The organism is Rubripirellula amarantea (genome assembly GCF_007859865.1).
In the GTDB taxonomy this organism is placed as follows: domain Bacteria; phylum Planctomycetota; class Planctomycetia; order Pirellulales; family Pirellulaceae; genus Rubripirellula; species Rubripirellula amarantea.
In genome coordinates this window covers 1772909-1798247 of record NZ_SJPI01000001.1, presented here as the reverse complement: position 1 = coordinate 1798247, position 25339 = coordinate 1772909, and the positions used below count along the sequence as shown (strand labels likewise).

Annotated in this window: 23 protein-coding genes; 6 read left to right on the top strand and 17 right to left on the bottom strand. The window is 52.9% G+C overall.

What is annotated here, in order from left to right; translation table 11 throughout:
• Positions 1-29 precede the first annotated feature (29 nt).
• The gene (locus tag Pla22_RS06525) at positions 30-1355 is read left to right on the top strand and encodes a glycosyltransferase (RefSeq protein WP_165440545.1); all 1326 of its coding nucleotides are present in this window, start codon (positions 30-32) and stop codon (positions 1353-1355) included.
• Here the strand turns inward: Pla22_RS06525 and Pla22_RS06520 are convergent.
• A complete protein-coding gene (locus Pla22_RS06520; RefSeq protein ID WP_165440544.1) occupies positions 1304-2185 on the bottom strand; it encodes a class I SAM-dependent methyltransferase in 882 nt (293 codons plus the stop codon). The two genes, Pla22_RS06525 and Pla22_RS06520, sit on opposite strands and share 52 nt — an antisense overlap.
• Positions 2172-2900: a TylF/MycF/NovP-related O-methyltransferase gene (locus tag Pla22_RS06515; RefSeq protein ID WP_146513895.1), complete on the bottom strand. Its 729-nt coding sequence runs from the start codon at positions 2898-2900 to the stop codon at positions 2172-2174. The genes Pla22_RS06520 and Pla22_RS06515 overlap by 14 nt, the downstream gene beginning before the upstream one ends.
• Positions 2901-3166: 266 nt before the next feature.
• On the opposite strand from Pla22_RS06515, the gene Pla22_RS06510 reads away from it, so the two are divergent.
• The 3 genes from Pla22_RS06510 (at position 3167) to Pla22_RS06500 (ending at position 9078) form a co-directional block, all read left to right on the top strand.
• Entirely contained in the window at positions 3167-4117 is a 951-nt protein-coding gene (locus Pla22_RS06510; RefSeq protein WP_146513894.1) for a sulfotransferase domain-containing protein, read from the top strand.
• 17 nt (positions 4118-4134) lie between these two features.
• The gene (locus Pla22_RS06505; protein WP_146513893.1) at positions 4135-5127 is read left to right on the top strand and encodes a hypothetical protein; all 993 of its coding nucleotides are present in this window, start codon (positions 4135-4137) and stop codon (positions 5125-5127) included.
• A gap of 237 nt (positions 5128-5364) precedes the next feature.
• Positions 5365-9078 (top strand): DUF4347 domain-containing protein, encoded by a 3714-nt coding sequence (locus tag Pla22_RS06500; protein WP_165440543.1) that lies wholly within the window; start codon positions 5365-5367, stop codon positions 9076-9078.
• 2 nt (positions 9079-9080) lie between these two features.
• Here Pla22_RS06500 and Pla22_RS06495 read toward each other — a convergent pair whose 3' ends face one another.
• The 13 genes from Pla22_RS06495 to pseB all read right to left on the bottom strand — a co-directional run bounded on the left by Pla22_RS06495 (position 9081) and on the right by pseB (position 21209).
• Positions 9081-9707 carry a pseudaminic acid biosynthesis-associated methylase gene (locus Pla22_RS06495; protein ID WP_146513891.1) on the bottom strand — a complete coding sequence of 209 codons (627 nt, stop codon included), beginning with the start codon at positions 9705-9707 and terminating at the stop codon, positions 9081-9083.
• Between the two features lie 104 nt (positions 9708-9811).
• Complete coding sequence (gene pseH / locus Pla22_RS06490; protein ID WP_146513890.1) at positions 9812-10375, bottom strand: UDP-4-amino-4,6-dideoxy-N-acetyl-beta-L-altrosamine N-acetyltransferase; 564 nt, start codon at positions 10373-10375, stop codon at positions 9812-9814.
• Positions 10372-11289: a methyltransferase domain-containing protein gene (locus tag Pla22_RS06485; protein ID WP_146513889.1), complete on the bottom strand. Its 918-nt coding sequence runs from the start codon at positions 11287-11289 to the stop codon at positions 10372-10374. The genes pseH and Pla22_RS06485 overlap by 4 nt, the downstream gene beginning before the upstream one ends.
• 1 nt (position 11290) lies before the next feature.
• Positions 11291-12595, bottom strand: coding sequence for a DUF4910 domain-containing protein (locus Pla22_RS06480; protein ID WP_146513888.1), 1305 nt, complete (start codon positions 12593-12595; stop codon positions 11291-11293).
• Positions 12592-13428 (bottom strand): AAC(3) family N-acetyltransferase, encoded by an 837-nt coding sequence (locus tag Pla22_RS06475; RefSeq protein ID WP_146513887.1) that lies wholly within the window; start codon positions 13426-13428, stop codon positions 12592-12594. Before Pla22_RS06475 ends, Pla22_RS06480 begins: the two co-directional genes overlap by 4 nt.
• Positions 13425-14171 (bottom strand): SDR family NAD(P)-dependent oxidoreductase, encoded by a 747-nt coding sequence (locus tag Pla22_RS06470; protein WP_146513886.1) that lies wholly within the window; start codon positions 14169-14171, stop codon positions 13425-13427. Before Pla22_RS06470 ends, Pla22_RS06475 begins: the two co-directional genes overlap by 4 nt.
• Positions 14168-15487, bottom strand: coding sequence for an ANL family adenylate-forming protein (locus tag Pla22_RS06465; protein WP_165440542.1), 1320 nt, complete (start codon positions 15485-15487; stop codon positions 14168-14170). Before Pla22_RS06465 ends, Pla22_RS06470 begins: the two co-directional genes overlap by 4 nt.
• A 32-nt stretch (positions 15488-15519) precedes the next feature.
• Positions 15520-15777 (bottom strand): acyl carrier protein, encoded by a 258-nt coding sequence (locus Pla22_RS06460; protein WP_146513884.1) that lies wholly within the window; start codon positions 15775-15777, stop codon positions 15520-15522.
• Between the two features lie 19 nt (positions 15778-15796).
• Complete coding sequence (gene pseI / locus Pla22_RS06455) at positions 15797-16879, bottom strand: pseudaminic acid synthase (protein ID WP_146513883.1); 1083 nt, start codon at positions 16877-16879, stop codon at positions 15797-15799.
• Between the two features lie 10 nt (positions 16880-16889).
• On the bottom strand, positions 16890-18131 hold the full coding sequence (gene pseG / locus Pla22_RS06450) for a UDP-2,4-diacetamido-2,4,6-trideoxy-beta-L-altropyranose hydrolase (RefSeq protein WP_146513882.1): 1242 nt from the start codon (positions 18129-18131) through the stop codon (positions 16890-16892).
• Positions 18132-18896, bottom strand: coding sequence for a cytidylyltransferase domain-containing protein (locus Pla22_RS06445; protein ID WP_165440541.1), 765 nt, complete (start codon positions 18894-18896; stop codon positions 18132-18134). It lies immediately after the preceding gene.
• Between the two features lie 13 nt (positions 18897-18909).
• Positions 18910-20094: a UDP-4-amino-4,6-dideoxy-N-acetyl-beta-L-altrosamine transaminase gene (pseC, locus tag Pla22_RS06440; protein WP_207310307.1), complete on the bottom strand. Its 1185-nt coding sequence runs from the start codon at positions 20092-20094 to the stop codon at positions 18910-18912.
• Between the two features lie 62 nt (positions 20095-20156).
• Entirely contained in the window at positions 20157-21209 is a 1053-nt protein-coding gene (gene pseB / locus Pla22_RS06435; RefSeq protein ID WP_242631836.1) for a UDP-N-acetylglucosamine 4,6-dehydratase (inverting), read from the bottom strand.
• A 135-nt stretch (positions 21210-21344) separates the two neighbouring features.
• On the opposite strand from pseB, the gene Pla22_RS06430 reads away from it, so the two are divergent.
• Both Pla22_RS06430 and Pla22_RS06425 read left to right on the top strand, forming a co-directional pair.
• A complete protein-coding gene (locus Pla22_RS06430; protein WP_146513879.1) occupies positions 21345-21797 on the top strand; it encodes a HugZ family pyridoxamine 5'-phosphate oxidase in 453 nt (150 codons plus the stop codon).
• A 19-nt stretch (positions 21798-21816) separates the two neighbouring features.
• Complete coding sequence (locus Pla22_RS06425) at positions 21817-22197, top strand: hypothetical protein (protein WP_242631835.1); 381 nt, start codon at positions 21817-21819, stop codon at positions 22195-22197.
• A gap of 104 nt (positions 22198-22301) precedes the next feature.
• Here the strand turns inward: Pla22_RS06425 and Pla22_RS06420 are convergent, their stop codons facing one another.
• Positions 22302-23546 (bottom strand): Glu/Leu/Phe/Val family dehydrogenase, encoded by a 1245-nt coding sequence (locus tag Pla22_RS06420; protein WP_146513878.1) that lies wholly within the window; start codon positions 23544-23546, stop codon positions 22302-22304.
• A 155-nt stretch (positions 23547-23701) separates the two neighbouring features.
• Positions 23702-25219, bottom strand: coding sequence for a DUF4332 domain-containing protein (locus Pla22_RS06415; protein ID WP_146513877.1), 1518 nt, complete (start codon positions 25217-25219; stop codon positions 23702-23704).
• Between the last annotated feature and the right edge of the window lie 120 nt (positions 25220-25339).

Below are 25339 nucleotides of genomic sequence, written 5' to 3'. Positions count from 1 at the left end.
GATCCAAGCCGTTCTTAAGGTCCAATCCTATGCGTGTTACCCACCTCAACAGCTACTTAAGTGGCGGCGCAGCAACCGCAGCACGTCGACTTCACGAATCTTTGATTCAGAGCGGGGTGAACAGCCATTTCTTCTGCTCGCCCGAACAAGTGGATCCCGAGCAGTACGGAGCAAGCTACCACCCCACAAGCTGGCGCAAAGGCGGACTGCTCCAAACCTTGAACGCAAGATTTAGGTTCCGTCGCCACCGCCAAAAGTTCAAACGAGCCGTTCGTGATCGTTCGGCAGGGCACGAGATCTTCACATCGCCCAAAGGAAAGCCGTTCACTCCGTGGCCACCTAGCAATCACCCTGCGTCGGCAAAGCAAGGCGTTTTCGAGGACGTCGTGCATTTGCACTGGATTGCGAAGTTCATTGATTATCGCAGTTTTTTCGGATCCCTTGACGCTGATCAACCAGTGATCTGGACGCTTCACGATATGAATGCGTTCACCGGCGGTTGCCATTTCTCGGCCGGCTGCGATCACTTTCTATCGGGTTGTGGTCACTGCCACCAACTCAGCCAACGTAACAGTCACGACATGTCCCGCGTTCTATTCGCTGAGAAGTTAGCCGCTCTTGCGAACGTCAATCTAAATATCGTTGCGCCGAGTCGGTGGCTTATCGAAACCGCTCGTTCGAGCCCGATGTTTGCGAACGCTCGATCGTTCCGGCATATTCCATACGGAATTGATTCTAAAGTTTTTTATCCCATGGACCGATCCGAAGCCCGCGCACGCTTGGGAATCGCGTCGGACGCAACCGTTGTCTGCTTTGGCGCAATGGACATCAAGAGCATCCGCAAAGGCGGCAAAGAAATGCTGCAGGCATTGTCGATGATCGCTGACATCCCCAACGTCGTGGGAATGGTCTTTGGTTCGGGAACGCTACCCGAATCCGATCTGCCACTGCCTCCGATTCATTCAGTTGGTCCCGTCGCGGGGGCTTTGGAACAACGGACGGTCTTCAGTGCTGCTGATATCTTTGTGCTGCCGTCACTTGAAGACAATTTGCCACTGACGGGTCTCGAATCAATGGCTTGCGGAACTCCGATTGTCGGTTTTGATGCTGGCGGGATTCCCGACTACGTTCGACCCAACGTCTCAGGATGGCTGGCGAAAACGGGCGATGCTGTCGAGCTTGGAGAGGTGTTGCGACGTTCATTGTCGGATCCGTCCGCCTGCGAACGTCTTGGCCACAGGGCTCGCAAAATGATCCAAGTTGAGTACTCGCACCTTCGTGAGGCCGAAGCCTACGCTGACCTCTATGCAACCTTGCTGGGTGCGGCGAAGCCACTGGGCCGAGCGGCCGCTTGAGCAACGGGCTTTACGGCTTCGACAAACATAGAATCAGGCTTTCGAATGCAATCGCCATCTCGATCAAGCTGATAGGCGTCAAAATCAGCCATTCGACTTTCGTCGGCCCGACAAACGACCGGCGATTCAAAGCCTAGTTCTTCGAGCAAGTGAGAAAGCGAAACACGGTCGTACATCCAACGATGCAGTTCGCCCGATTGGCGAAATCGGCCTTCTCGGTAGGCGGCACGGCCCAAGGATCCTTCGATCAAGGTCACCGCTGCCATAGCAAGTTGCTTTCGAGCATCACCCAACAACCGCGAAATTCGCATGCGAAGTGTTTTGCGATTCTTGACCTTGGTATTGCCGTCTACCTGGTGCCCCAAACGAGAACGAATGAAGTCCGGAGGTGTTGATTCAGGCGAAGTGATCGTTTGCCCCATCAAACCACCGCTGCGTTGGCGAGTCATTTGATCGATCAATTCCAATGTCATCCAACGATGCTTAGCTAGATTGATGGGATTGGAATCCAAGGCTGCGTCTTCGAGCGTTCGCAAGTATTCTCGAGCAATGCCCTCTAAATCCGGCACAACGATTCGCAGCACGCCACCAGGCCGAAGCACACGTCCACATTCTCGCAGCATTCCAGCAGCCGATTCAGGCGTCAGATGCTCAAGCACGTGCGAGTGATAGACACCGTCGAACGAATTGTCGTCATAAGGCAACCCACGTCGCAGATCGTAAGCGCGAACCTCGGGGGTAGCTGCGACCAGATCGATATTAGTCCATGCGGGATGATAGCATCGGCCGCAACCGACGTTCAGCAAGTTTACGCTGCTAGGCTGCGTCACGATGAGCCGCTCCTTGGGCTTGAGTCATTCGATGACGGGCGACCCCCATGTGATGAATGCCAATTCGTCCGGTGTAATCTAAGCGGTGCAACATCATGCCAATATTGTGCTTGATGAAGTACTCATCAATCGCTCGCCGAGCTCCCTGCCAATGGCCGTAGTCATCGACAATCAATACTCCTCCGTCGACCAACCGCGGAAACAAATGTTCCATCTCGTGTGCGGTCGACTCATACCAATCGGTGTCTAAACGAAGCAAAGCTATCTTCGCTGGCGCTGCTTCCGGAATTGTTTCTTCGACTTTTCCAACGTGGTAATGAATTTGGTTTTGTGGGTAAGCCACTTGTTGCATGTGTGACTGCACATCCCCCAGAGACGCCACACACCAAACCGACGTACCATCGTCCTTGTCTTCGTTAGCCAACTGTTTCACAGCGGTTTCACCGTCGATCGACACGTCCGCATCAGTGGGCTCGCTCATTCCTTCAAACGTGTCAAAGAGGTGCAAATTACGACTCGTGTCGCCAGTCTTCTGCAACATCTGAGCAATTGCCATCATGCTGCCACCACGCCAAACACCACACTCAACGATGTCGCCTTCAACTCCACAATCGCCGATGTATCGCACGGCTTCGCAAAGACCGTTTAGTCGCTCGGTGGAAGTCATTGTGTATTGATGAACCGACACGATCGTTTCGACCGAGTCGCGGTTCATGTCGGGCGGATAAGAATTTGGATCGGCCGCTTTCCGCTTAGCACGTTCTGCGCGTCTTTGTCGTTTCCATTTCTTCAAACTAGGCAGCACGGCGTTTCACTCCGATTTTCAATGACGTTGTATCAACGACTGGAGATGTATCGAAAGTGCTTCACCGGTGTCAACACTTTGCTTTCGTCTTGATCTGTCGAGGTCAATTGAACTATCGTCGATTCGCCGCGACAAACGGACATGATCGCGGGCGAATCCTTGAGGTAGACCACCGCATGCTTGACCAGATCACACGCGAAATTCACCGCTGGCGGAACAACTGGCGAAGCACCAAAATACGCCCCTCGAACCTGAGCGAATTGAATCGACTTCAATCCGGCGGCACCCCTATCACCTTCGTCAGTTCTTTCCCTCGCTCGGGAAATACCTGGATGCGATTAGTCATGGCTGACGTGTTGGCCGCTCAATCGTTCACTAACCGTAGTGAGTCGCCACTTGACCTATCCCAATTGGATTTGTCCGAGGTGAACGCGGATCAGATTATCCCAGACATCTATTGCCACGAAGTGGTTGAACGAGCCGGTTTCGTTTCGGACACCAGCCCCGTCGTCCAGCAATGCGGAGTGTTGATCAAAACGCATGAACCATTGCGTGCAGTCCGTCGCTGGTTCCACAGCAACCCAACGACCAACAAGACACGGCATCTCTGCTTGTTCCGACGTCCCCAAGATTCATTGGTTTCGTACTATCACTTCAACTGTCGCTATCCCAGCAACGCAAAGAAAACACGCCGAGGCGTCGATGCGTTCTGCCTAGACCACTTAGATCGCTGGATTGATTTCCTTGCCGACTACGTTGATGTCGCCGGAACCGATCCTGAACAAGTTCGTTTGGTGAACTACGAACAAATGCTCGAACAAGCAGCACCAATCGTCAGCGAGTGCTTCCAATGGCTTGGCCATCCCGTATCAAGGTCAATCATAGATGCCGCCGTCGACCATCGTTCTTTCTCACAACTGCAAGCCAAAGAACGCGGATCGGAAGACGCAACATCGAAACTGTTCTTTCGACGTGGAAGCAGTGGCGCCGGGGAGGAAGAACTCAACGCGAGCACTCTTCGCTTGATCCAGAAAAGAACTGACGAACTTTTTGACCGAGCTTTGGCGCAATCTCAAAAGTCGATCCAACTGCCAACGCAGACCTCGTGCGATTCCCAAGCAGCTTGATCAATAAGGAATCCGAAGTGCAATCGAAAAACGTTGTTGAGGAAAGTGCGAGCCTGTTGCAACGGGTCGAATCGTCGCTACCTCGAAGAGAACCGATACGCATTCGCAGCGAAGCGGACTTCTACGGGCTCAGCCATTTGATCGCCGAAAAAATTGGCCTTCGAACACCACCCCGCAGTCGCGCCGCGTGGCAGCATGGCTGGGTAATTGACCCGGTAACGGACATTCGTCAGGTCATTGGCAATCACCCCCACGACCAAACCATCTTGGTCGCTAACGAAGTGATTGCGTACTACCTCAATGGGCATGGGATCAACGCGATCCCGGTCGGGTTACCTTTGATCTACAGTGATCCGGAAATCACCGCGAAGATTCCCGGAAGCTTGTTGGTAATGCCCGCGCACGTGACCAAGCACTCTGAACATTCGGTCAACGAAGCGGATTATGTAGACTTCGTCACCCAACAAGCGAAGCACTTTGACCATGTTTTGATCTGCGTCTCACAACAGTGTGCCGACCGAGGCTTCTGGGTAAAGTCATTCGCCAGCCGTGGGTTCGAAACCATCGTTGGTGCGGGCGTCGATGACCGAAACGCGTTAACTCGGATGCGTCGTTTACTGTCTCAGTTCGAAGTCATGACATCCAACGCACCTGGATCGCACTTTCTGTACGCGGGTTTCTGCGGATGCCGCTTAAGTTTGTCGGGTCCCGAGCACCTAGCGAAGCGAAGCGATTTAGCCGGTGAACCGTTTTATCAGCAGCATCCCGATCTAGTGGATATGGCCATCGAGCGTTATCGCCAACGGTCGCTGCTCGAGCACTACCCTCAACTCGACCATACGCCTCAGAATGCTCAACCGTGCCAAGACTGGGCCAACGAAGTGATTGGCTTAGCGTGCAAGCGAGATCCAAGAGACCTAGCCAACTTGCTGGTCTGGGGTCGTTGGGATCGATTCCGGGCACGATCCGTTGAAGTGATTCGCAAGAATCTTCCACGCCGAGCCGCTTAAGCGGTAATCGCGAGAATTCGATTCGCCTCGGCAGGCCAGCACTTTCGGCTCACGAAAGTTTCCGGGGCAACGCAAGCACAACTGGCACAGGCCGTACAACCGGTTTTTCTAGCCGACGAAAACGGTTGAAACGGATACGTTAAATTTGCACATTGACGTGTACGAATTACACTGCGGAGTTCGTTTTCCACCGATTTTCCGCATGGTGCATTGATGTTCTCACGTCCCCGTCGCTCCTTGTCCTCCCGCTCCCGCCGTCAATGGCTTCTCGCCGAACTTGAACCTCGGTTAATGCTCGCTGCCGATGCTGGCGTTGCTATCGCATCCGGACCGGCGTTAGACAATTCCATCGCATGCGACGTGTCGAATCATCATGAAGCTTCGGCGCCGAAGTCGGCCCTGGTCATCATCGATAGCGGTGTCGACGATCTCGCGACCTTTGCGGATGCCATCCCCGCCAATGCTGAGATGATCGTTCTGGACGCTAAGCAGGATGGTGTCGAGCAGATTACCGCAGTTCTATCCACCCGAAGCAACCTCGCATCAGTTCATTTGATCAGTCATGGAAGCGATGGCGCGATCCAGCTTGGCAACAGTCAACTCGATGATGCCAACATCGAAACACGTCGAAGCCAACTCGCTTTGTGGGGACGAGCCATCGCCGAGGGAGGCGACTTGCTGATTTACGGTTGCGATGTCGCAGCGACTTCCAAGGGGCAATCCTTCGTCAATCGGATTGCAGCGATCGCCGGCGTTGATGTTGCCGCTTCTGAAGATCAAACCCATCGCAACGACTGGGACCTGGAATACCGCATCGGCCAAATTGAATCGCTAGGAACCTTGTCTTCGGTCGCCCTTGATCGGTTTCAAGGTCATCTTCCCATCGCCATCTACGCCGCAGGTTCGACCGCCGATGAACTGATGGAATTAGAAGTCAATGGTCAAATCGTTGACACTTGGTTCGTTCAAGGCACCGACGCCGAGAATGATCGGTTCTATCCTTACATCGTAAACATCGATGGCGTATCAGCCGATGACGTTCGCATCAACTTCGTCAATGATCTGTATGATCCCGCAAGCGGCATCGACCGCAACTTGCGAGTCGACCGTATTGAGATCGACGGAGTGACCTACGAAGCCGAGAATCCAGCCGTGTTCTCAGAGGGATCTTGGATTGAAGGCCAAGGAATCACCTCTGGTAACTTACAAACGGAATACCTTAACGCGAATGGTTACTTTCAATTCTCCTCAGCCGGCGCGTCCGGTGGCGGAAACAATGGATCGACGATTGACATCGCCCTCTCTGGCACAACAGGCAGCGAATCGGCTCAGTTGTTGATCGATGAAAACGTGGTTCAGACTTTCAATAACATTTCGACAAGTGGCCAGGTATTCTCCTATCAGTTTAGTGGTGATGTCACTGCCGACCGCGTGCGGGTTGCCTTTATTAACGACAGTTACACGCCCGGTGGTTTCGACCGAAATCTGAACGTCGACTACATTCGCGTTGACGGCCAGACCTACCAAACGGAAGCATCGACGACCTATTCGACGGGTACTTGGCTAGCTTCCGATGGCGTCCAGCCGGGTTTCCGTCAAAGCGAAACCTTGCATAGCAACGGTTACTTCCAATTCCTTGCTGATGACGGCGGGAACACCGGCAACAACCCAGGTCGCTTCTCCATTCAACCGAGCCCATCGAATCCAAGCGAAAGCGTTAACTCGATCACGATTCAAGTCGATCGAATCGGTGGCAGTGACGGTGCCGTTTCAGTTCAGTACTACACATCCGATGAATCCGCCATCGCTGGTCAAGATTACGTAGCACAAAGCGGCACCCTCAACTTTGCCGATGGACAACAAAGCCGAACGATCACCATCAATCTGATCAATGATTCCTTTGGCGAAGGCACCGAAACCTTTAGTGTGATTCTTGACAATCCTATTGGCACGACGTTGTTGGCTCCGCGTACTTCTACCGTCACCATCATCGATGACGATACGCCACTGCCAAACTATGCGAACTTTTCCAACACGGACGGATTGAACCTCAACGGCGTCGCATGGGCATCCAACGGCAACCTCAACCTTACTGGTGTTGGACAACGCCAAGTGAGTTCAGTCTTCTACGAGACACCCATTTCAATTGGCGATAACACGTCCTTCCAAGCCTCGTTTCAGTTCTTCATCGGCGGTGGTGCTGGGGTGAACGGTTCATCCGGTCTAACGTTCACACTGCAGAACTCAGCGGCAGGCTCGGATGCGATCGGTCCCGATGCGTATTGGTTGGGATATGAGTTGATCGAGAACAGCATTGCGATTGAGTTCGATACCAAACGCAATTCGTGGGACACCGCTGCACGCGAGATTTCGGTGTTGACCAACGGATCCGTTCAGAACCCCGTCGCAACCGTCACGTCTCCGTACACGCTCAATGACTCTCGTGAATACTATGCATGGGTGGACTACAACGGCGACAGTGACAAACTTGCGGTGTTCATCTCCGATAGCCCAGCGAAGCCAACCTATGCGAGCTTGGTGACAACAATCGAACTCGACAACTTTGTTGGGTCTCAGGCATACGTTGGATTTACCGGCGCGAATTTCCGAGACACCAACCAACACATCATTCGCAACTTCCAATTCAGCCTCGATCCGCCTGCTTTCGATCCGCCTGTTCGACCTCAGTTTCCAGATGGTTCCCTTGTCAAACAAGACGTGATCACCGGACTTAATCAACCGCTGGCGTTGGATTGGTCACCCGATGGACGAAACTTCTACATTGCTGAAAAGGTTGGCGTCGTAAAGGTTCAACGCGACGGCGGTTCCGTCCAGACCGTCATTGACATCTCCGGACAAGTCAACGACTACAACGACCGCGGATTGATCGACTTCAAGATTCACCCTGACCTTGAAAACAATCCATACCTGTACTTGCTTTACACCTACGATCCGCCCGAAGTCTACAACTATAGCGGACTCGCCGGGCCTGACGGTGCGGGCAATCGAGCTGGGCGTTTGATGCGAGTCACTCTGGATGCGTCGACAGGTTACACGTCGATTGTCCAAGGTAGCGAAACCATTCTGCTGGGCACCAACAGCACCTGGAACAACTTCAACGGTTTTGTTGACAGCTCGGTCAACTACAGCGTGCCTCAGGGCGGCGTAGATTCCAGCGGCAACTACATCCGAGACTTCATCAACAGTGATTCACAAAGTCACACCGTAGGCTCGTTGGCCTTCGGACTTGATGGAAACCTATTCGTTTCTATCGGTGATGGTGCGGGATACACTCGCGTCGACGGCCGCGCTCTTCGCGTTCAAGACGTCAACAGTTTGTCAGGTAAGATCCTACGGATTGACCCCATCACCGGGCAGGGCCTATGGGACAATCCGTTCTACACGGGTGACCCCAATGCCAACGCTTCGAAAGTCTATCAGCTTGGTGCAAGAAACCCTTGGCGTATCACCGTTGACCCGACTTCTGGTCAACTATTGATCGGCGACACAGGCTGGACCAGCTATGAAGAGATCAACACCGGCGGTGCGGCAGCCAACTTTGGCTGGCCCTATTTTGAAGGTCGTCAGGGCGTGAACACTCCGACGCCACAGTACAGCGGTCTCTCGGGAGCTGCAGCTTTCTACGCCACCGCTGACGCCACGCCTCCGGTAGTCGCGATCACTCACGGTGCTGCCGGTGACGCAATCGTATTGGGCGGATACATCAACGACAGTGACCTGGGTGATTACTTCGACGACTCATTCTTTTACAACAACGCGTACGAAGGGACCGTTCGCTTGTTCCGCATTGATGACCAAGGAAATCTGACTGACCAGCAATTGTTCACCACCGGTGCCCAGTGGATCGTTGATATCCAACAAGGCCCCGATGGATCGGTCTACTACGCCAACCTTGTCACCGGCGCCGTCGGCAAATGGCAGTTTGTCTAATCCTAACGCTTTTCCATCAAGAACCACGTAACGTCATCGTGGGGAAAGTTGGGATCGCGACGGTACACAAACTTATAGTCGATCAATTGTAAATCGCTGAAACGATCAAGCATGTCGCCAGCGAAGTCACGCTTAAACAATCGATCGTCATGCCCTCGATAGGGAATCGCTACCGGTGTTGGGTTGTAGTACTCTGCGACAAGCACATACCGATGGGATGCTTGGTAGAGCAGGTCGTAAACCCGATTGACTTCGTCGGGGTTGATGTGAATCAACACACCTTTGGTGAACGTCAAATCGTAAGTACGAGTGGGTTCAAATTCTAGAATCGAAGTCTCATGGACAGTGACATCCAAAGACTCGGTTTGTCGCAATTGCTCGGCTGCCTTTGAATTGATCTCAACCGCCGATAGATCGACATCCGGAATCAAATGCCTTAAGGCATGCAAATTCATTCCCACGTTAGGCCCCAACTCAATCACCGACTTCACCCCATGAGTGCGTGAGATGATGTCGCGAAAAACGGCTGTATTGTTGGCGATAAACTGGGCGGATTCGTTCCGACTGATGTATTGATTGCCAAAATCGCCCGCCCAAAAGGCTTCTTGTTCCGTCTTGTGTTCGCTCATCGAGTTCGCTCAAAGGGAAGTAGAGAATATAAAGAAAGTGTAACGCGGCAGCTTTTGACGAGACAACCTCATGAACAAAGACCGCCTCCCACAGGACACTGAACCTAACCAATCAATCGCGAAAGCAGGCCCCGCATCATGGCAGCTTTCGATGCCCATTCGTTTTCAAGTACGGACATTCGCACAACATCAATCCAGTCACCATCATCGAATACGTGGTCGCGAAAGGTACCTTCAATCTTGAATCCCATGCGTTGGTGCATAGCGACCGGGGCCGGGTTGCTGGCAAAAACTTCGCAGGAAACTTTGTGCATCTTTAAGTCATCAAACGCAAGCTCAAGCACCAACACTTCCGCGGCGGCACCGACTCCTTGCACCCGTGCGAGCGGCAAAGCAACATACATTCCAAAGCTGCAACGTCGATGCGTGTTGTCGATTTCGGTTAGATTGACCGTTCCAGCGGGAACCCCATCAAGCAGAATCACGCAATCTTTGCGAGATTGGTTTTGCGGCAACGACCGTATCCAAGCGATGTGTGAATCCCAAACGATCGGATCGCGAGTGTACATGAAGCGTGAAATCTCGGGGGACTTGCGCCACTCGAACAACACCTTTGCGTGTTCTTCTTCGTTGATCGGAACGATTGTTACTCGAGGTTGCCCACTCACTTCGCGACCTCTTCATAGCGACTAGCTAAGATGCCGTTTTCGGATCGCAAACACGGGATGCCGCCAACAATGGGATACGCCGTTAAGGATTCCGGGCTGTAGAGTACGCCTTCGCCCGCAACCAGCGGAGTACGTGTCTTAGGACAAGCGAAAACGCTATCGGAAACCCCAGAGTCCGCTTGAGGTTTGCGGATCACCGTGATTGCAGATGGATTCTGAGGAATCGCACTACAATCAATTAGATGATGATCCACAACGTCGTAGCCGAGTTCGCGGCTGATCCCTGGTAAGTTCTTGCAATAACCATGGTGATCCATGCGAGCTTTCGCGACATCGTCCCCTAGTTCATAACCCGGTTCACAAAGAATGACATACTTGCGAGCGACCCGATAAAGCTCTCGCAGGATTGGTTCTTCGTTGCCTCCGTTGGGCTCAACCGAATGGGACGTATAGACCACATCAATTGAATTGTCGCAAAATGGAATGTTCAACAAATCACCACAGCATAGATCGACCTGATCGATGTTGTTTTCAGTAAGCCAACGCCGTGCATAGCTCAAGCGAGACCAACTTAGATCGAACCCGTATCCTTGCAGGCTTTCGTGGCCCGCTTCCATTCGCAACAGACTAATCACTCCACTTAGCGTTGTTGCTTCACCTACCCCGGCTTCCATCACGGAACTGAGCGTCGGGCAGTGCTTGAGTATTTGACCGGCAATCGTGGCGGTGTACGCCGTTTTATGCTTGATGATTACCGGGTCGGACATGGCACGTGTGTAGCTGCCGGTTTGCAAGTCGTAAGCTATCTCAATGATCTCGGGCGTATTGGTTGAAACATTCAACTCACGACGCAGGTACTCGCAAATGTTTTGGCCTTGTTCATAGAGCTGTTTGAGTTCTCGCAGACTTGTCATTCTAAAACTTCTCCGATTGCGTTTCGATCACGCTGGCATTGACCAATTTCTTGACGTACGTCGTCAACCGGCTCATCGGGGCGTCGATGATTTCAGCAATCTCCAAAAGACTCTTTTTGCCGTCGCAGTAGGCGATCATATTCATCATCTCTCGCACCGAATCCGCACCGCCTTTCACGCTAAGATCGGGATACAAGCCACGCCTTCCTAACTGCGGTTCACATGGCATTACCGACTTGGGATAGCAGTCCTGCTCGATGCAACGAATGCACTCGGCAATTGCGTTGAAGGCACCTTGTAAACCTGATGGCGAAATGACATCCAGGTTGTCGTGCGAAGTGTGGTATTCAGGGTACATGCCGTATTTGCTTCGCATCACTGTCGCAACAGGCAAATCTATCCCGGGGCTACAGTATTGCCGTTCGTCGCTACCGCGATCCAGAAAGGTATAGCGACAATAATCAGGGTCGGTGTGGTGCAACACATGCTTGGCCACGCGATCAGAAAGCGTATTACCATCTCGCGACGGAAGATACGAATAGACTCGATCATCTCCAACGCATGACACGTTGAATCCAGCAACAACGTTTTTTCGCATCGCCTCGTGATGGCGACTGAGATAAACGATGGACCCAATCGTCTCAGGAATGAAAACAATTCGGTAGCTATAGCGTCGTTGCGTCATGGCCTGCAACCATTTGGCCAAATGAATGGTCACACATGGCCCCGACAATTCATTGTTTGCCATCGATGGATGACAAACATAGGTCGACAAGAAAATCTCTTTCTCGGAATCACCCGCCAACTTTAACTCACCGTATGTCAACGAACCGTCAAACAGCTCGCTATCAATGCGAACTCGGTAGTTGCCCGGCTGCAACGAACGTCGTTGATTCTCGGTGAGGCAGAATCCCCAACGCTCTTTGTAGTAAGACGTGACATAGGGAATCGCGTCGGGTTGTTCGGGCAATGAATAGAGATGCTGCTGCAGTTCATCCAATCCCATGACCGTGTCGACCGGCGTCGAATACCCTACCACATGCAGATTGCAGTTCGCGAAATCGGCAATGCGATCACCATTGGGGTCCTCGATCCAACCCTCACGAATCTTCCACTCTTTTGGTACCGACCAATCAAAGCACGACGTGCCCGTTGGCACTTCGTGGACTTGCAGCCCAGTCACTAATTCACTCAAGATCCCCAATGACTGCCGAACTCCGTCGCCAGTCAAACTGCGGTTGATAGGAAATAGCCGTTCCGCAAGCGAATACATATCGTCGCCAACGCAGGGGAATGTGTCGTTCATGTTGCCTGCTCAAATTCGTTCCTACTGACACGTTGACCCCGAGACAATTTCAAAGACTCGACCTTCGCTCGCGTGTCACTGTCAAGAAAATAGAGTGGGTCGTCGCTGAGTCGTTCCACCCAGTAGTCCACTAAGTCGGCGACCACACACGCCATCGCAACCTCTTCGCCACGAAACGTTTGTTGGCGAATCAGGTTCTGATCAATCAGGTCGTTTCGGATTCGAGTCCAGTCATAATCGAGGGACCAGCCCATTGGCCGAACATGATAGATGTAGTCGATGGCTCGATTCACACCATCCAAAGTGACCATCGTTCCCGAGAAGACTTTGTCGTACCGATAGACGGGACCGCCGCTCAGCGTTTCAGCAAAATGCAGAATCGTGGCTGAAGACAATGCCGCACCGTAGAACAAAACCGCGCCGCCTCGTGAGTAAAGTTGAGCAAGACCACTAAGCGGCCCGAAGGCTTCGATAGTGCTTGAAGTGTTGTCCTCGATTACTCGTCCGTCACCGCAAATGGAGAACACTGGATCAGTGCTACGCCAAAAGTCCGAATGCGTGCGGAGGTACTCACCGAGTGGCCCGACTTGGGTCTTGGCACTACGCAAATCTACCTCGCCTGTCTTGCAGAAGTCGTAGTTGAAACATGGCGACCAAAACGGACGTGATCCGCAGGCTTCCCGCAAGACTTCCACCTGCGCCGCTAGCATGGCTTGTCGCGATGTAACTGGACCTACGAATGAACGAGCCCGCATCAAGTCAGCGTGAACCAGAACGGGTCCGCTGCAGGGTAAATCTCGAAGCACTTCCAGCGTTAATTCGACGGCACTCATGCCGTGCTGCCCGCATCAATGGTGATATTGGTTCCCGTGATCGATGCTGCGGATTCGCTCATCAAGTACACGATCGCAGCAGCCACTTCATCAACATTTGCCAGTCGACCTAACGGACTTCGCCTTGTGATGGTTTCTAGTTTCGCCGCATCAATTCCTGATGTCATATCGGTGGCCATGTACCCCGGCGAGACGGCGTTGACCGTGATCCCAGCTTTGCCAAGTTCACGAGATAGACTCTTCGTCATCCCGATCATGGACGACTTTGTCGCGGCGTAAACAGAAAGTCCGCTGAATCCGGTTGATGCGATAATGGAAGCCACATTCACAATGCGACCGGCACGCCGTCCAAGCATGGATCGTGATGCGTACTTGGCCATTAGTATGGAAGCCAGCACGTTGACGCGAATGAGTTCTTCGATCTGGGAATCATGCATCGTCGCTAGCACGCCATCGTGACCAATCGCGGCATTGTTGACCAATCCATACAAAGGCCCGTATTCCTTTGCGACGTCCCGAACGAACAAGCGAATTTCGCCGGTTTGAGCGAGATCGAGAGAACGGAACGTCACCAAACCTGAAAGCGACGGATCGTCAATCAATGTCTGCAAACTATCAGTAATCCCACGACCGCTGGCGATCACTCGGTAACCAGCGCGCGCTAGATGTTCACACGTGGCTAACCCTAGCCCACGTGTGCCACCGGTTACCAGAACATTCTTAGCTTTATCAGTTTCAATCATCCGGCGTTCCTGAGTACCTTGCCCGCTGCGTTGGTCTCAATGCCGTCAACCAATCGAATCACCGCGGGGACCTTATGAGTGTCAAGCGACGCGCGACACCGCGAGGTCAAATGCTTGCGCAATTCTGTTTTTTCGAGTTGACCACTACTTACCACATCAGCGGCAACCAGTGATCCCGTGAAAGGGCTTTTCTTGGCATACACGCGAGCCTGGACCACTCCATCGCAAGATAGCAAGAATCGCTCGATTTCTTCGGGTTGGACTTTGTTGCCACCCACATTGATCGTCCCGTTGGCTCGACCAAGAAATTCAAACCGATCGTCAACTCGCTCAACACGATCACCCGTGTCAATGAATCCATCCTCGCGATGCAATCGTGCATCGTTACCGATGAAACGTTGGCTTGTGTCGGGATTGCGAAGGAACAACCGACCATCTTCGACTCGCACCTCCACTCCCGCCGGCGGCGTGTCCAAGTAGCTTGCCGGAAATCCAGCCTTTCCATCACGGACACTGAAACCAACTCCGGCTTCGGTTGAAGCATAGATCTGGCGGATCTTCGCGTTTGGAAACACTGCACCTAAAGCGTCAAGAATCTTTTGATCCGCAATCTCGCCGCCCAACGTGATTCGCCGCAGCGGTAATTTTGCAGCATCGCTCGCCATTAGGATCTTGCGCCACATTGTCGGTGTTGCCGAAATCGCTGTCACGCCCAATCGCGCCATCCGCTCAACACGTTCGGCAAGTGTCGCATCGTCATTGTGCAAAACAAACTTCGATCCACCACACCACGCCTGCAAGAACACTTGCAATCCAGCGAATCCCGTAAGGTTGTAAAGCGAGGACCATGTGTGTTGGGCACCGATGGTGAGGTCGAAACTCGCGCTGCGCGTTAGCGTCGCGAGTGTGTGCTCAACTAGCTTTGGAGTTCCAGTAGTTCCCGAAGTTGCCAATATCCATCGCGTCAATCTGCCGCGATCGCTTGGCTTCGCTGCCAGTTCTTCGTTGCAGCGAATGTCGGCCAAGTGGCTGACAACGCGATCAATACTTGCTCGCTGCATCAGCGAATCTCGCTGCGACTCATCAAGTCCGCTGGGGAGCAACAGAATAGCCTCGCAAACGCCATCGAGTGCCACCAAACTTCGTGCGAGGTCTTCGCCGTTTGGCATCATCAATGCTATGCGTGATCCAACCATCGACGCGTCGACCGAAATGGATTCCGCGATCTGTTCAGCGGTGACCGCTGCATCAAATGCGTTGACCCAAAGTGGTCGCTGTGGTGCAACGCGACTAAGGAGTTCCAGCAGATGACGCATAGGCGTTAGGGTTTCAGTGTTCGAAACTTTCATTAGTCTTGGTTCGCGAAAAACGAGTCGTATATCCCAACGAAATCGCCAAGTGTTTTCGGATAGACGGGTTCGTCCATTGCCGCAAATGGGTCCTCACCCAATCGCTCTTCGAGTCGAGCAACGATGATTGCAAAGTCGAGCGAATCCAAGCCGCTATCGAGCAGCACGGTGTTATCACCAAAATCATCGCCTAGCGTCTTTTCGCTTTCTGCAGCGACTTCGTGAATGACTTCTAAGATCGTGTCTCTGGTAGTCATATTGTGTCCAATCGAAATACTAGTGTGATGAAGCAGGATGTAGTTGAGCGAACATTCCCCATTGAGCGGGCTCGCCCTTGGTCAAATCGCGTGTCGCAGTGGTACCGATCAATTCTTCAAAGTGCTTGGGTGCCAAACCGTGACCCGGACGGATAACGCGAATGTGCCGATCATCGATGCGACAACCTTTATCCACATTCTCGGCAAGGTAGATCGAACGGCGATACTGAATGGCATCGACCTGGGCTCCCGTGGGTCCATAGGAAACGCCACCAATGGCTTGCCACGCCCGTTTGGTTTCAACGACCAATTGGCGTAGTTCGTTCGGTTCAAGCGAGAAAGTTGAATCAACGCCACCATCGGCACGACTCAGTGTGAAGTGCTTCTCGATCACCGTGGCACCGAACGCGACCGCAGCCACCGATGCGCCGACACCCATTGTGTGATCAGAGAGTCCTACTTGAACATCCATGGCTTCACGCAGATGCGGGATGGTACGTAAGTTAGTGTTCTCGGGCGAAGCCGGATAAGTGCTCGTACACTTAAGCAAGACGATTTCCTTGGCGCCGGCCTGACGTGCGGTCAGCACAGTTTGTTCGATCTCGCCGAGCGTGGCCATTCCGGTTGAAATGATCAACGGCTTGCCAGTCGATGCAACCTTCCGAACCAATGGAAGGTGAGTCATTTCAAACGAAGCAATCTTATACGCCGGCGTGTTGAGCGATTCAAGAAGGTCAACGGCGGTATCGTCAAAGGGAGAGCTGAACGCAATCAATCCCTGCTGAGTTGCCCGGTCGAAGATCGCTTGATGCCAATCCCATGGCGTGTGTGCTTCGGCATAAAGATCGTGCAGCTTGCGTCCTTTCCAAAGACTATCATCTGCATCGATCGTGAAGCCTTTTCCCTCGACGTCCAACGTCATTGTGTCAGCCGTATAAGTTTGCAACTTAATCGCGTGCGCGCCCGCATCGGCTGCTGCATCGACAATGGCAAGTGCTCGATCGAGCGATTGATTGTGGTTGCCTGACATCTCAGCAATCACAAAGGGTTCGAAAGCAGTGCCGATCAACCGGCCTGCGATGGTGACATCATTGTTGGTCATGCTCTCCCCCTTAGGCGGCAATTTTGGCTGTGCGTTGATTCATCATTCCGACGATTCGGTTGGCTCCTAAGCCATCCACCAGCGATCGACTTCGTTGATGCATGCGGTGGTGAGAATTCCGATCAACGACAAAGGCTTGCAATGATTCTCGCAGCTCTCGGTCTTGGATCGTTCGATGAAACCCAAGGAATTGCGAAATGCCCGTCTCATCTAGCTGTACTGCAACATCGACCTGGTTCTCGGCCACTGCGATAACCGCAGTAGGAATCCCAAGACAGCAACGCTCCCAAGTGTTGGATCCACCCGCGCCAATCATGCAAGTCATCTTTGACATCAGCTTCGCCATTTCAGACACCTGGATGTGCAGGCTAACTTCGAAGTGGTTTCTCTGGCGAACGCGATCGCATTGTGCCTTGAGAAGTTCACGATGCGGATTCGCACTTCCAATCACAACATGAAGGTGAGAGCTAGACTCGAGCCCCGCAAACTCCAACGACTTGATGACCCTCGCGGTTACGTTGTGTTCGTCCATACCGCCCATGAATACCATGATGTTCATGCATTGATCGGACGATCCATCGTTTGACAAAAATTGGTTCGATCGGGATTGATCTGCTCGAACTTCGCCGGCGAAGCCTCGATTGAACCGACCTTTGGTTGTTTGCGTTTCCTTGGATTTCGATGCTCCAACATGTGAACTAGCCACATCTCGGTGCTTCGCGAAGTCAGGTCGAAGCAACGAAAACTTTGGCCCTAGCAAAAGCTCGCATTCCTGGTTCACCCACGACTCGTAGCGACCCTGTTGTTGCTTGTGATAATTTTGATCCAACAGCAAGTCTGCTTCGTGGGACCGATTTGCTAAGTCGTCGATGACCAACGTCTTAGGAATGTGTTTCCTTATTTCGTGGTGCCAACTCGAATCGATGGCATAGTGATCCACCACGGTCCAATCATACGATCGTGATTTGCAAGCGTTGATCGTTTGCCGAGCATCATCGATCGACGACGCGGCTAGCCATGAAGCGTAAGGCGAATCCTGAGCAGCGTTTTCATGTGCCGAGGTTTCGGTCTCTAACAGCGACACCTCGTACCCGCGAGATTCGATCCACGTGGCGAGATGACCGGGATGGTCTCGGCATACGAAATCTGCTTGACCACCCTGCGCAGTGATTGCATCCGCCAACGTCAAACAGCGGGCAATATGCCCGCTGCCAATTCGCAAACTCGCATCGGCTCGAAAAAGCACTCGCATTCAACCTGCCAATTTCTGATTGATCGGCTTGCTGTCGGCCAACGTCTTTTGCTGCACCCTAGCGTTGATTTCGCTAATCTGCGGCTCGCGTTCTAGCAGCGCCAACACTTGATCGGTGGTTACGAGCGGATCTGGAAGGTGACCAACAACAGCTTCAAAGAATGCCCAATCATCAGCCTCGTCCAATGTCCAGCGATGATGCGACAAGTTCTCGCTGTTGCTGAAGTTACTGACTTCGAATTGATCGGGATTCAAGTAAATGTACGGCGTCACGTGTTCTCGTTCCGCAGCGCTTGCGCCATGGGCATGAGCAATCGCGAGAGCAGATGCCGAAAATATTTCAGTATCCAATCCGTGCGGAAACGTTCGTTCAAACGCGTTGCTCAGATAGTCCACATTGCGAGCTTGTTCCAAATAGTGGTCCACCATCCGATCGATCAAGACAGGGTCGATGAAAGGGCAGTCCGATGTAACGCGAATAACATGAGTCGCCTCAGCCATTTTCGCAGCACCGTAGTATCGCGACAGCACGTCGGACTCGCTGCCGCGAAAACATTGAAAGCCACACGCGACGGCTTCATTCATGATGCGATCGTCTTCACCATTGGTGGTTGTGGCGACCACAATCTGATCGACCTTCTTGCACTGGCTTAACCGAAGTAGAACGCGTGCGAGAACACTTCGATCGCCTAGCTGCATCAAGGTCTTGCCAGGCAATCGGCTTGAACCGACTCTTGCTTGCACAATCGCAACGATCTTGTTCACTTGATCGCCTCCTTTAAGCAGCATGACTGACAACTGGTTTAGACTGACTAGCTACATCCAACACGGATTCGATCACGGTCTGCACCTGGGCATCTGACATCGCCGGATACATGGGCACGCTGAGTGCCGTTCGGTAGTGCTCAAAAGCGCCCGTAAAATGGGTTTTGTCACAACCGTAGCGGTTTCGGTAATACGGCTGGTCGCAAACGGGGTAATAGTGAACTTGCGAACCCACCCCACGTTGTTGCAACATCGACATCCAATCCGCTCGATCGAGCGAATCGTTTTTGAGCCCCACATGTAAGCAGAACAAGTGCCAAGCGGAATAATGCAAGTCTTCGGAATTCGGCAATTTGATAATGTCGCAAGTCGACCAAGCCGACAAATACGCTTCGGCGATGGCGCGTCGCCGATTTAGAAAATCGTTTAGGCGATTCATCTGACTCGAAGCCAATGCACAGGACGCTTCGGGGATTCGATAATTGAACCCAAGGTCGTGCATTTCGTAGTACCACGGACCTTCCTCGGGCTTTGTCAATTTTGTGGGATCTTTCGTCATCCCGTGACAACGAAAACCACGGAGTTTTTCCAGCAGTTCCGGATCGTTGACAGTGACGGCCCCACCTTCGCCGGCGGCAATGTGCTTGACCGGATGAAAGCTGAACGTTGCCATCGCGGACCATTCCAGCGAACCTACGGGTGAACCGTCGCGGTGCAGGGCACCGATGGCGTGACTTGCATCCTCGACAATCTTCGCTCGGGGCGATGTCCAGCGAACCAATTCCGCAATGGCCTTCATGTCGCACGCCATTCCCGCAAAGTGAACGGGCACGACTAACGAGACGTCACAATCTAGCACCGGCTCAAGCGTTTGGGCTGTCATCAATCCAGACTGGGGATCGACATCACAGAAGCGAACGTCCGCGCCTAGATAAACCGCTGCGTTCGCTGTCGCAAGAAACGTATTGGCTGGAACAACGACCACATCCCCCGGACCTATCCCGAGCGATTGGTAAGCCATATGAAGAGCGGCTGTGCCAGAGTTGCAGGCCACCGAATGATCAGCATTACAGCGATCGGCGAGCTTGGTTTCAAACTCAACAATCGCGGGACCTTGTGTCAGGAAGTCGCCGCGCAGCACCTGAGTAACGGCGGCGATGTCATCTTCGTTAAGCGATTGTCTACCGTATGGAATCACCAAGTTGTCTCCTCAATCCCGAACGCAACACGATCGAACATGCTGATGGTGTTCGGCCGTGACTAGGCTGCCTTGCGTTTTTGTTGAGTCGAATCCACTTCCACAGAATTTGGATCGGGACAGTGCTTGGCGATCAGATCCCGCAGTTCAAACACGCTCAACCAATGCTTGTTGTTGTCGCTGCTGTAGCTGAACCCCGGTTCGCACTGACGTCCTTGAGCGACATAGGCGGGATCTTCCTTGCACCAACTTCGCGCCGATGGTTGCACGATGTAGTGATCATCGAATTCGAGCGTTTGCCGTGCCTCGTCTTCGGGCACCATGCATTCGTGCATCTTCTCGCCAGGCCGAATTCCGATTTCCTTGGTCTCGCATTCCGGAGCAACCGCAGCAGCAATGTCGCCGATGGATACGCTAGGAATCTTGGGGACAAAAATTTCGCCACCAATCATTCGCTCGAAAGCCTTGAGCACAAAGTCCACGCCTTGTTCGAGCGTGATCACGAAACGCGTCATGTCGTAACTAGTAATTGGCAATACGCCTTCGTGCCGCTTGTTCTGGAAGAACGGAATTACGGAACCGTTAGACCCAATCACGTTGCCATAGCGCACCGCACAGAAACGTGTGCCCGACGCACCCGAGAGCGAATTGCCAGCGGCGAAGAGCTTGTCGCTGCAAAGTTTTGTCGCACCGTACAGGTTCACCGGAGCCGCAGCTTTATCGGTGGACAATGCCACCAGCTTTTTGACGTTGCTTTCAATGCAAGCGTTGATCAGGTTCTCGGCACCGCCAATGTTGGTGCTGATGCATTCGGTAGGATTGTATTCGGCGATATCGACATGCTTCATCGCGGCGGCGTGAATGACGTAGTCGATCCCACGCAATGCGTGCGAGAGTCGGCCACGATCTCGCACATCACCGACGAAGTATCGCACTTGGGGATACTCGGACGGTGGCAAGACATTGCGAGCCATATCAACGTGCTTTTGCTCATCTCGACTGAGAATCACAAGGCGATTTGGCTTGCATTGATCTAAGAGCGTCTTTGCGCACTTCTTGCCAAACGAGCCGGTACCACCGGTGATAAGAATATTGCTGCCATCCAAAATCGACATCGCGAGTCCTTTCTGCGTTGATTGCTGGGCTGGCAGAGTAGCAAAACTGTTCTTCAGCCAACAATACGAATCTCGGCAAAAACGGAAGCTTCGAAAACATGGGCAATCTGGCCTCGGGTGCGGTAGAATGATGTCATGTCAGCAACTGAAATTTCCTCACTGATGGATTCCGCTCTGGCGGCTAGCCTTGGCACGATTGCCGATGGTGGTGCGCCGTTCGTTTCCCTCGTAACCGTGGCTCGAATAAAGCCCGACCAGATGGCCATGCTGCTATCGGGACTGGCCGTTCACACGAAAAATTTGGCAAACGACCATCGAGTGTCGTTGCTATTGGTTTCACCCGGTGGCGAGAATGGTGATCCGCTCGCCGGAGCAAGAGCAACGTTGATAGGATCGGTCCAAAAGTTGGCTCGAGGTGCTGATCACGTAGCTCGAACCGCCTTCCTTCAGCGTCATCCCGAGGCTGCGATGTACGCGGATTTCGGAGACTTCGCCTTTTACGAAATGATGGTCCACAAAGCTCACCTAGTCGCGGGTTTTGGGAAAATTGTTACGGTATCAGGCGACCAACTGAACGAAGTAACTTGAACCACCGCTAAGATCTAACATGAACGAATCCGAAGAACACCCCAGTGACTCTGAAGACCAAAACAAAGCACCGGCCGAACCGGTGGTGACATCAAGCAAACCTGGCGAGGTCACCAATGACGTCGATAAAGGCAAAATTGCTCAATTTGTGACGACAATCCGCAACGCGGAAGAACAGGTCGGTCAACATATCATCGCTGCGTTGCAGCATGACGATACGGTTGCGGTCATTACCACCGTCGCGATTGGTCCTGACGGGCAACAACGTGTGATCTCGGCTGCTTTGAGTCCTCAACGGATGAAGCAGGTCCAGGAAATCCTGACGCAAGCCGAAGAAGAACGTGTGGACGAAGAACCCTGCGTCGGCTTTCACTGCTTGGTTAAGCCCAAGAACACTTAGCCGACGATCTTGAAACGATTCGCTCTCAGTATCCGCTCTCAGTATCCTCGCCCCGTATCGGCGACGATGTTACACGGCGGGGGTACTTGCCAACGTGCGTCGTGCTACGAAGTCAACCCAGCTAATTCAGCAGCGCGACGAACCCTAGTGATGCCGATAATATAGGCGGCAGTGCGCAAAGATACCTTCCGTTGTTGCGAGGTCTGCCACACATTCTCGAACGCGTCGTTCATGGTGCGATCGAGTTCGCCGCGGACACGGTCCAGTGGCCAACGATAGTGTTGACGATTCTGTACCCATTCAAAGTAGCTGACCGTTACACCACCCGCATTGGCAAGGATATCGGGCAAGATCGTGACGCCCTTGTTGTGCAGTTCTTCGTCGGCACTTGGATAGATTGGACCGTTCGCCGCTTCGATGATGACCTTGGCGTGGATGTCATCGACGTTCTTTTCAGTGATCACTCCGCCCAGTGCCGCTGGGATCAGCACGTCGACGTCATTAAGCGTAATCAAATCGCCCAACGGCAGAATTTGGCATCCGGTGTAACCTTCCAGCAGACCGCGTGGATGTTCAAGTTTGTGGCGAAGCAACTCACCAATCTTAAGCCCATTGGGATCGTAATAGGTTCCAGAGATATCGCTGACCGCAACCACCGGAAACTGCGCCTCGGTTAAAAACTTTGCCGCATGCGAACCAACGTTTCCGAATCCCTGTATGGCCACGCGTGTTTGTTCAGCTCGATAACCAAGTCGCTTGGTTAGCTTGACGGTAAGCGTCCCCACACCACGGCCGGTCGCTTCCTCACGTCCCTTCGCTCCGTATTCTTCCACCGGCTTTCCCGTGATGACGGCGGGATTGAAACCGTGATACTTTTCCCATTGATTACGAAACCATGACATCACTCGGTGATCGGTGCCCATGTCGGGGGCGGGTATATCCGTGTCGGGACCGACAAGTTCGTGGATCTGATCGACGAAGGCCCGAGTTAGCTTTTCAATTTCCCGCAGTGACAACTCCGACGGATCCACTCCGATTCCGCCCTTGGCACCGCCATACGGCAAATCGACGACGGCTGTTTTCCAGGTCATCAGACTCGCCAATGCACGCGTCTCATCCAGGTCAACATCGGGGTGGAAGCGAAGACCACCTTTCATCGGCCCACGATGATTATCGTGCTGGACTCGGAAGCCAACAAAATTGGCGAGGTGTCCGTTGTCTCGTTCAATGGTGACGCGAACTTGCACCTCGCGGCGAGGCGTCAATAACATTTGACGCAGCTCTGCGTTGATATTGAGATGTTCGGCGGCTGTGTCAAAGTAGTACTGCGTTGCCTCAAAAGCCTTCATGACGTTGGACTCCCCGTCTTGGTGACAAATACCCAGCAGCCCTCAGAAACCAGAAGCCTTGGGAAAAGTACAGTTTAAGCAGGATACCAAACACCACGTGAGAAAGTCACGCCGGCAAACGTCCCCCATAGGCAAATGATACCTAGCGGAACCGGCTAAGCTGACTTGCGAAACGCAGGACGCTCCTCGTGAGCATCATCGATCCATTTCTGAACTTCCGACAGTTTTGGTGGCATGCTGCCTCGCAAATAGCGACGCCCCGCCGACGTGGTCGCATAGTCGGATACCTTGGCGTGCAGTTCAGTCGAATCGCAATTCGATAGCGTACTGCGGTCGGTGATCCCGGCCCCGGCAAGCATCTGAGCCGCCAAAGCATTCAGCCCAGGTACGTCGCACATCACACGTGCTTGGCGTTGCCACAGCTCAATGATCGATGAGTTGATCCATCGAGTGGCGAGTTGGTCGGACAAGTCATCCGCCGATGCTGATAAGAACTGTCCTACCGAATGCACTCCAATCGACAAGAAACGCTCTGCGGTACGAGGGCCAATCGACGGAGCATCTACAAGCGGATCCGTTACGAACAATCGAATCGTCGGTAGAGGCCTGTTGCGTGTGCGAGGCTGCGATGTCGTTTGCGGAAACGGAATCGTTCGAGGCTCTGGATCCGTTTCATCAGTCATGCTTTCGCTAGTTTCCACGTCGACCTTCGTTTGCGATGAACGCAGTTGCTCTCGTCGAGCTTTCCAAGCATTCTCGTCCGCCCATACTTTGTTGACTCGATGAACGATATCTACTTCGACGGGCAGGTGCCGAACTAATTCGCCAGTGCGTTCATACTCTTCGATCAAAGCTTCAACGGCTAACCGTTCTTGATAATTCGATAGCCGACTGACCAAGTACTTTGTGGGTGCGCGACCGATCGCAAGTGCTGCGGCCTTGGTCGTTGATACAGTCGGTAACGAATGCATCATCGTCGCCTCGGCATCAGCGGCAGCTCGTTCAAGAACTCTTGCCCAACCGGTTACCACTAGACCAAACAACTCTGCCAACGCTTGCTTAGAGATCAAACTCAAACCGAGGGTAGGATTCTTTTTTCCACGAGCCAAGTCATACGTGTCCATCAATGGGTGGTAGTAATCACTTGCGTAACGAGCGCCATGAAGAATCGCTTCGCCGAGCCATCCCGGTTTATCAGAAAGATCAAAGACGACTCGCATTTCGTCATCTCGCCATATCTTGTAAATCGACGAGTACGACTTTGTCACGCTCCATTCAATCGGGCGATGTAAGATTTTCTCTCGATCGCATTGCTGGGTGTGCAATGGCATCATCGGATCGGAAAAGTAGTGGCTAACCACACCGGCCGAATGAGCAGCGTAATGCAATTTGCCTTTCCGCAAATATCGCTGCATGCGATCGTACCACTGGTGGGCAACTCGCGGTGCGCCACCCCAATAGCCGTCCTTTACATGAACGACGTGATTCTGAAAGTCACGAAACCGCGTATCAGGATCCTTTGCACCGCGCAGATAATCGTCGTGGTAGCGAAGCAGAATCTTAGTAAGGCGTTTGCCCGCGTCGGTTCCTACCAACGGCAACGCATCCAGCGCGAAATGATGGTGCGTACTTCGGCACTGCGTATGACGAAGAATGGTGATTAGTGGATTCAAAATTGACCCTCACGCCGCAAACCGATAACTCCATCCAACCCATTGGCAACGAGGTATCCGTTACCGAAACTCGGAGTTTGGCCTCTTGGATAGACCACATTTGTTGATAAAAACTGCTCC

What these genes read in the sequence shown, in the direction of transcription:
- Pla22_RS06525 (WP_165440545.1), top strand. Translation starts at nt 30, where the DNA reads ATGCGTGTTACCCACCTCAACAGCTACTTAAGTGGCGGCGCAGCAACC.
- Pla22_RS06515 (WP_146513895.1), bottom strand. Translation starts at nt 2,900, where the DNA reads ATGAACCGCGACTCGGTCGAAACGATCGTGTCGGTTCATCAATACACA.
- Pla22_RS06510 (WP_146513894.1), top strand. Translation starts at nt 3,167, where the DNA reads ATGCTTGACCAGATCACACGCGAAATTCACCGCTGGCGGAACAACTGG.
- Pla22_RS06495 (WP_146513891.1), bottom strand. Translation starts at nt 9,707, where the DNA reads ATGAGCGAACACAAGACGGAACAAGAAGCCTTTTGGGCGGGCGATTTT.
- Pla22_RS06485 (WP_146513889.1), bottom strand. Translation starts at nt 11,289, where the DNA reads ATGACAAGTCTGCGAGAACTCAAACAGCTCTATGAACAAGGCCAAAAC.
- Pla22_RS06480 (WP_146513888.1), bottom strand. Translation starts at nt 12,595, where the DNA reads ATGAACGACACATTCCCCTGCGTTGGCGACGATATGTATTCGCTTGCG.
- Pla22_RS06475 (WP_146513887.1), bottom strand. Translation starts at nt 13,428, where the DNA reads ATGAGTGCCGTCGAATTAACGCTGGAAGTGCTTCGAGATTTACCCTGC.
- Pla22_RS06470 (WP_146513886.1), bottom strand. Translation starts at nt 14,171, where the DNA reads ATGATTGAAACTGATAAAGCTAAGAATGTTCTGGTAACCGGTGGCACA.
- Pla22_RS06465 (WP_165440542.1), bottom strand. Translation starts at nt 15,487, where the DNA reads ATGCGTCATCTGCTGGAACTCCTTAGTCGCGTTGCACCACAGCGACCA.
- Pla22_RS06460 (WP_146513884.1), bottom strand. Translation starts at nt 15,777, where the DNA reads ATGACTACCAGAGACACGATCTTAGAAGTCATTCACGAAGTCGCTGCA.
- pseI (WP_146513883.1), bottom strand. Translation starts at nt 16,879, where the DNA reads ATGACCAACAATGATGTCACCATCGCAGGCCGGTTGATCGGCACTGCT.
- pseG (WP_146513882.1), bottom strand. Translation starts at nt 18,131, where the DNA reads ATGCGAGTGCTTTTTCGAGCCGATGCGAGTTTGCGAATTGGCAGCGGG.
- pseB (WP_242631836.1), bottom strand. Translation starts at nt 21,209, where the DNA reads ATGTCGATTTTGGATGGCAGCAATATTCTTATCACCGGTGGTACCGGC.
- Pla22_RS06430 (WP_146513879.1), top strand. Translation starts at nt 21,345, where the DNA reads ATGTCAGCAACTGAAATTTCCTCACTGATGGATTCCGCTCTGGCGGCT.
- Pla22_RS06425 (WP_242631835.1), top strand. Translation starts at nt 21,817, where the DNA reads ATGAACGAATCCGAAGAACACCCCAGTGACTCTGAAGACCAAAACAAA.
- Pla22_RS06420 (WP_146513878.1), bottom strand. Translation starts at nt 23,546, where the DNA reads ATGAAGGCTTTTGAGGCAACGCAGTACTACTTTGACACAGCCGCCGAA.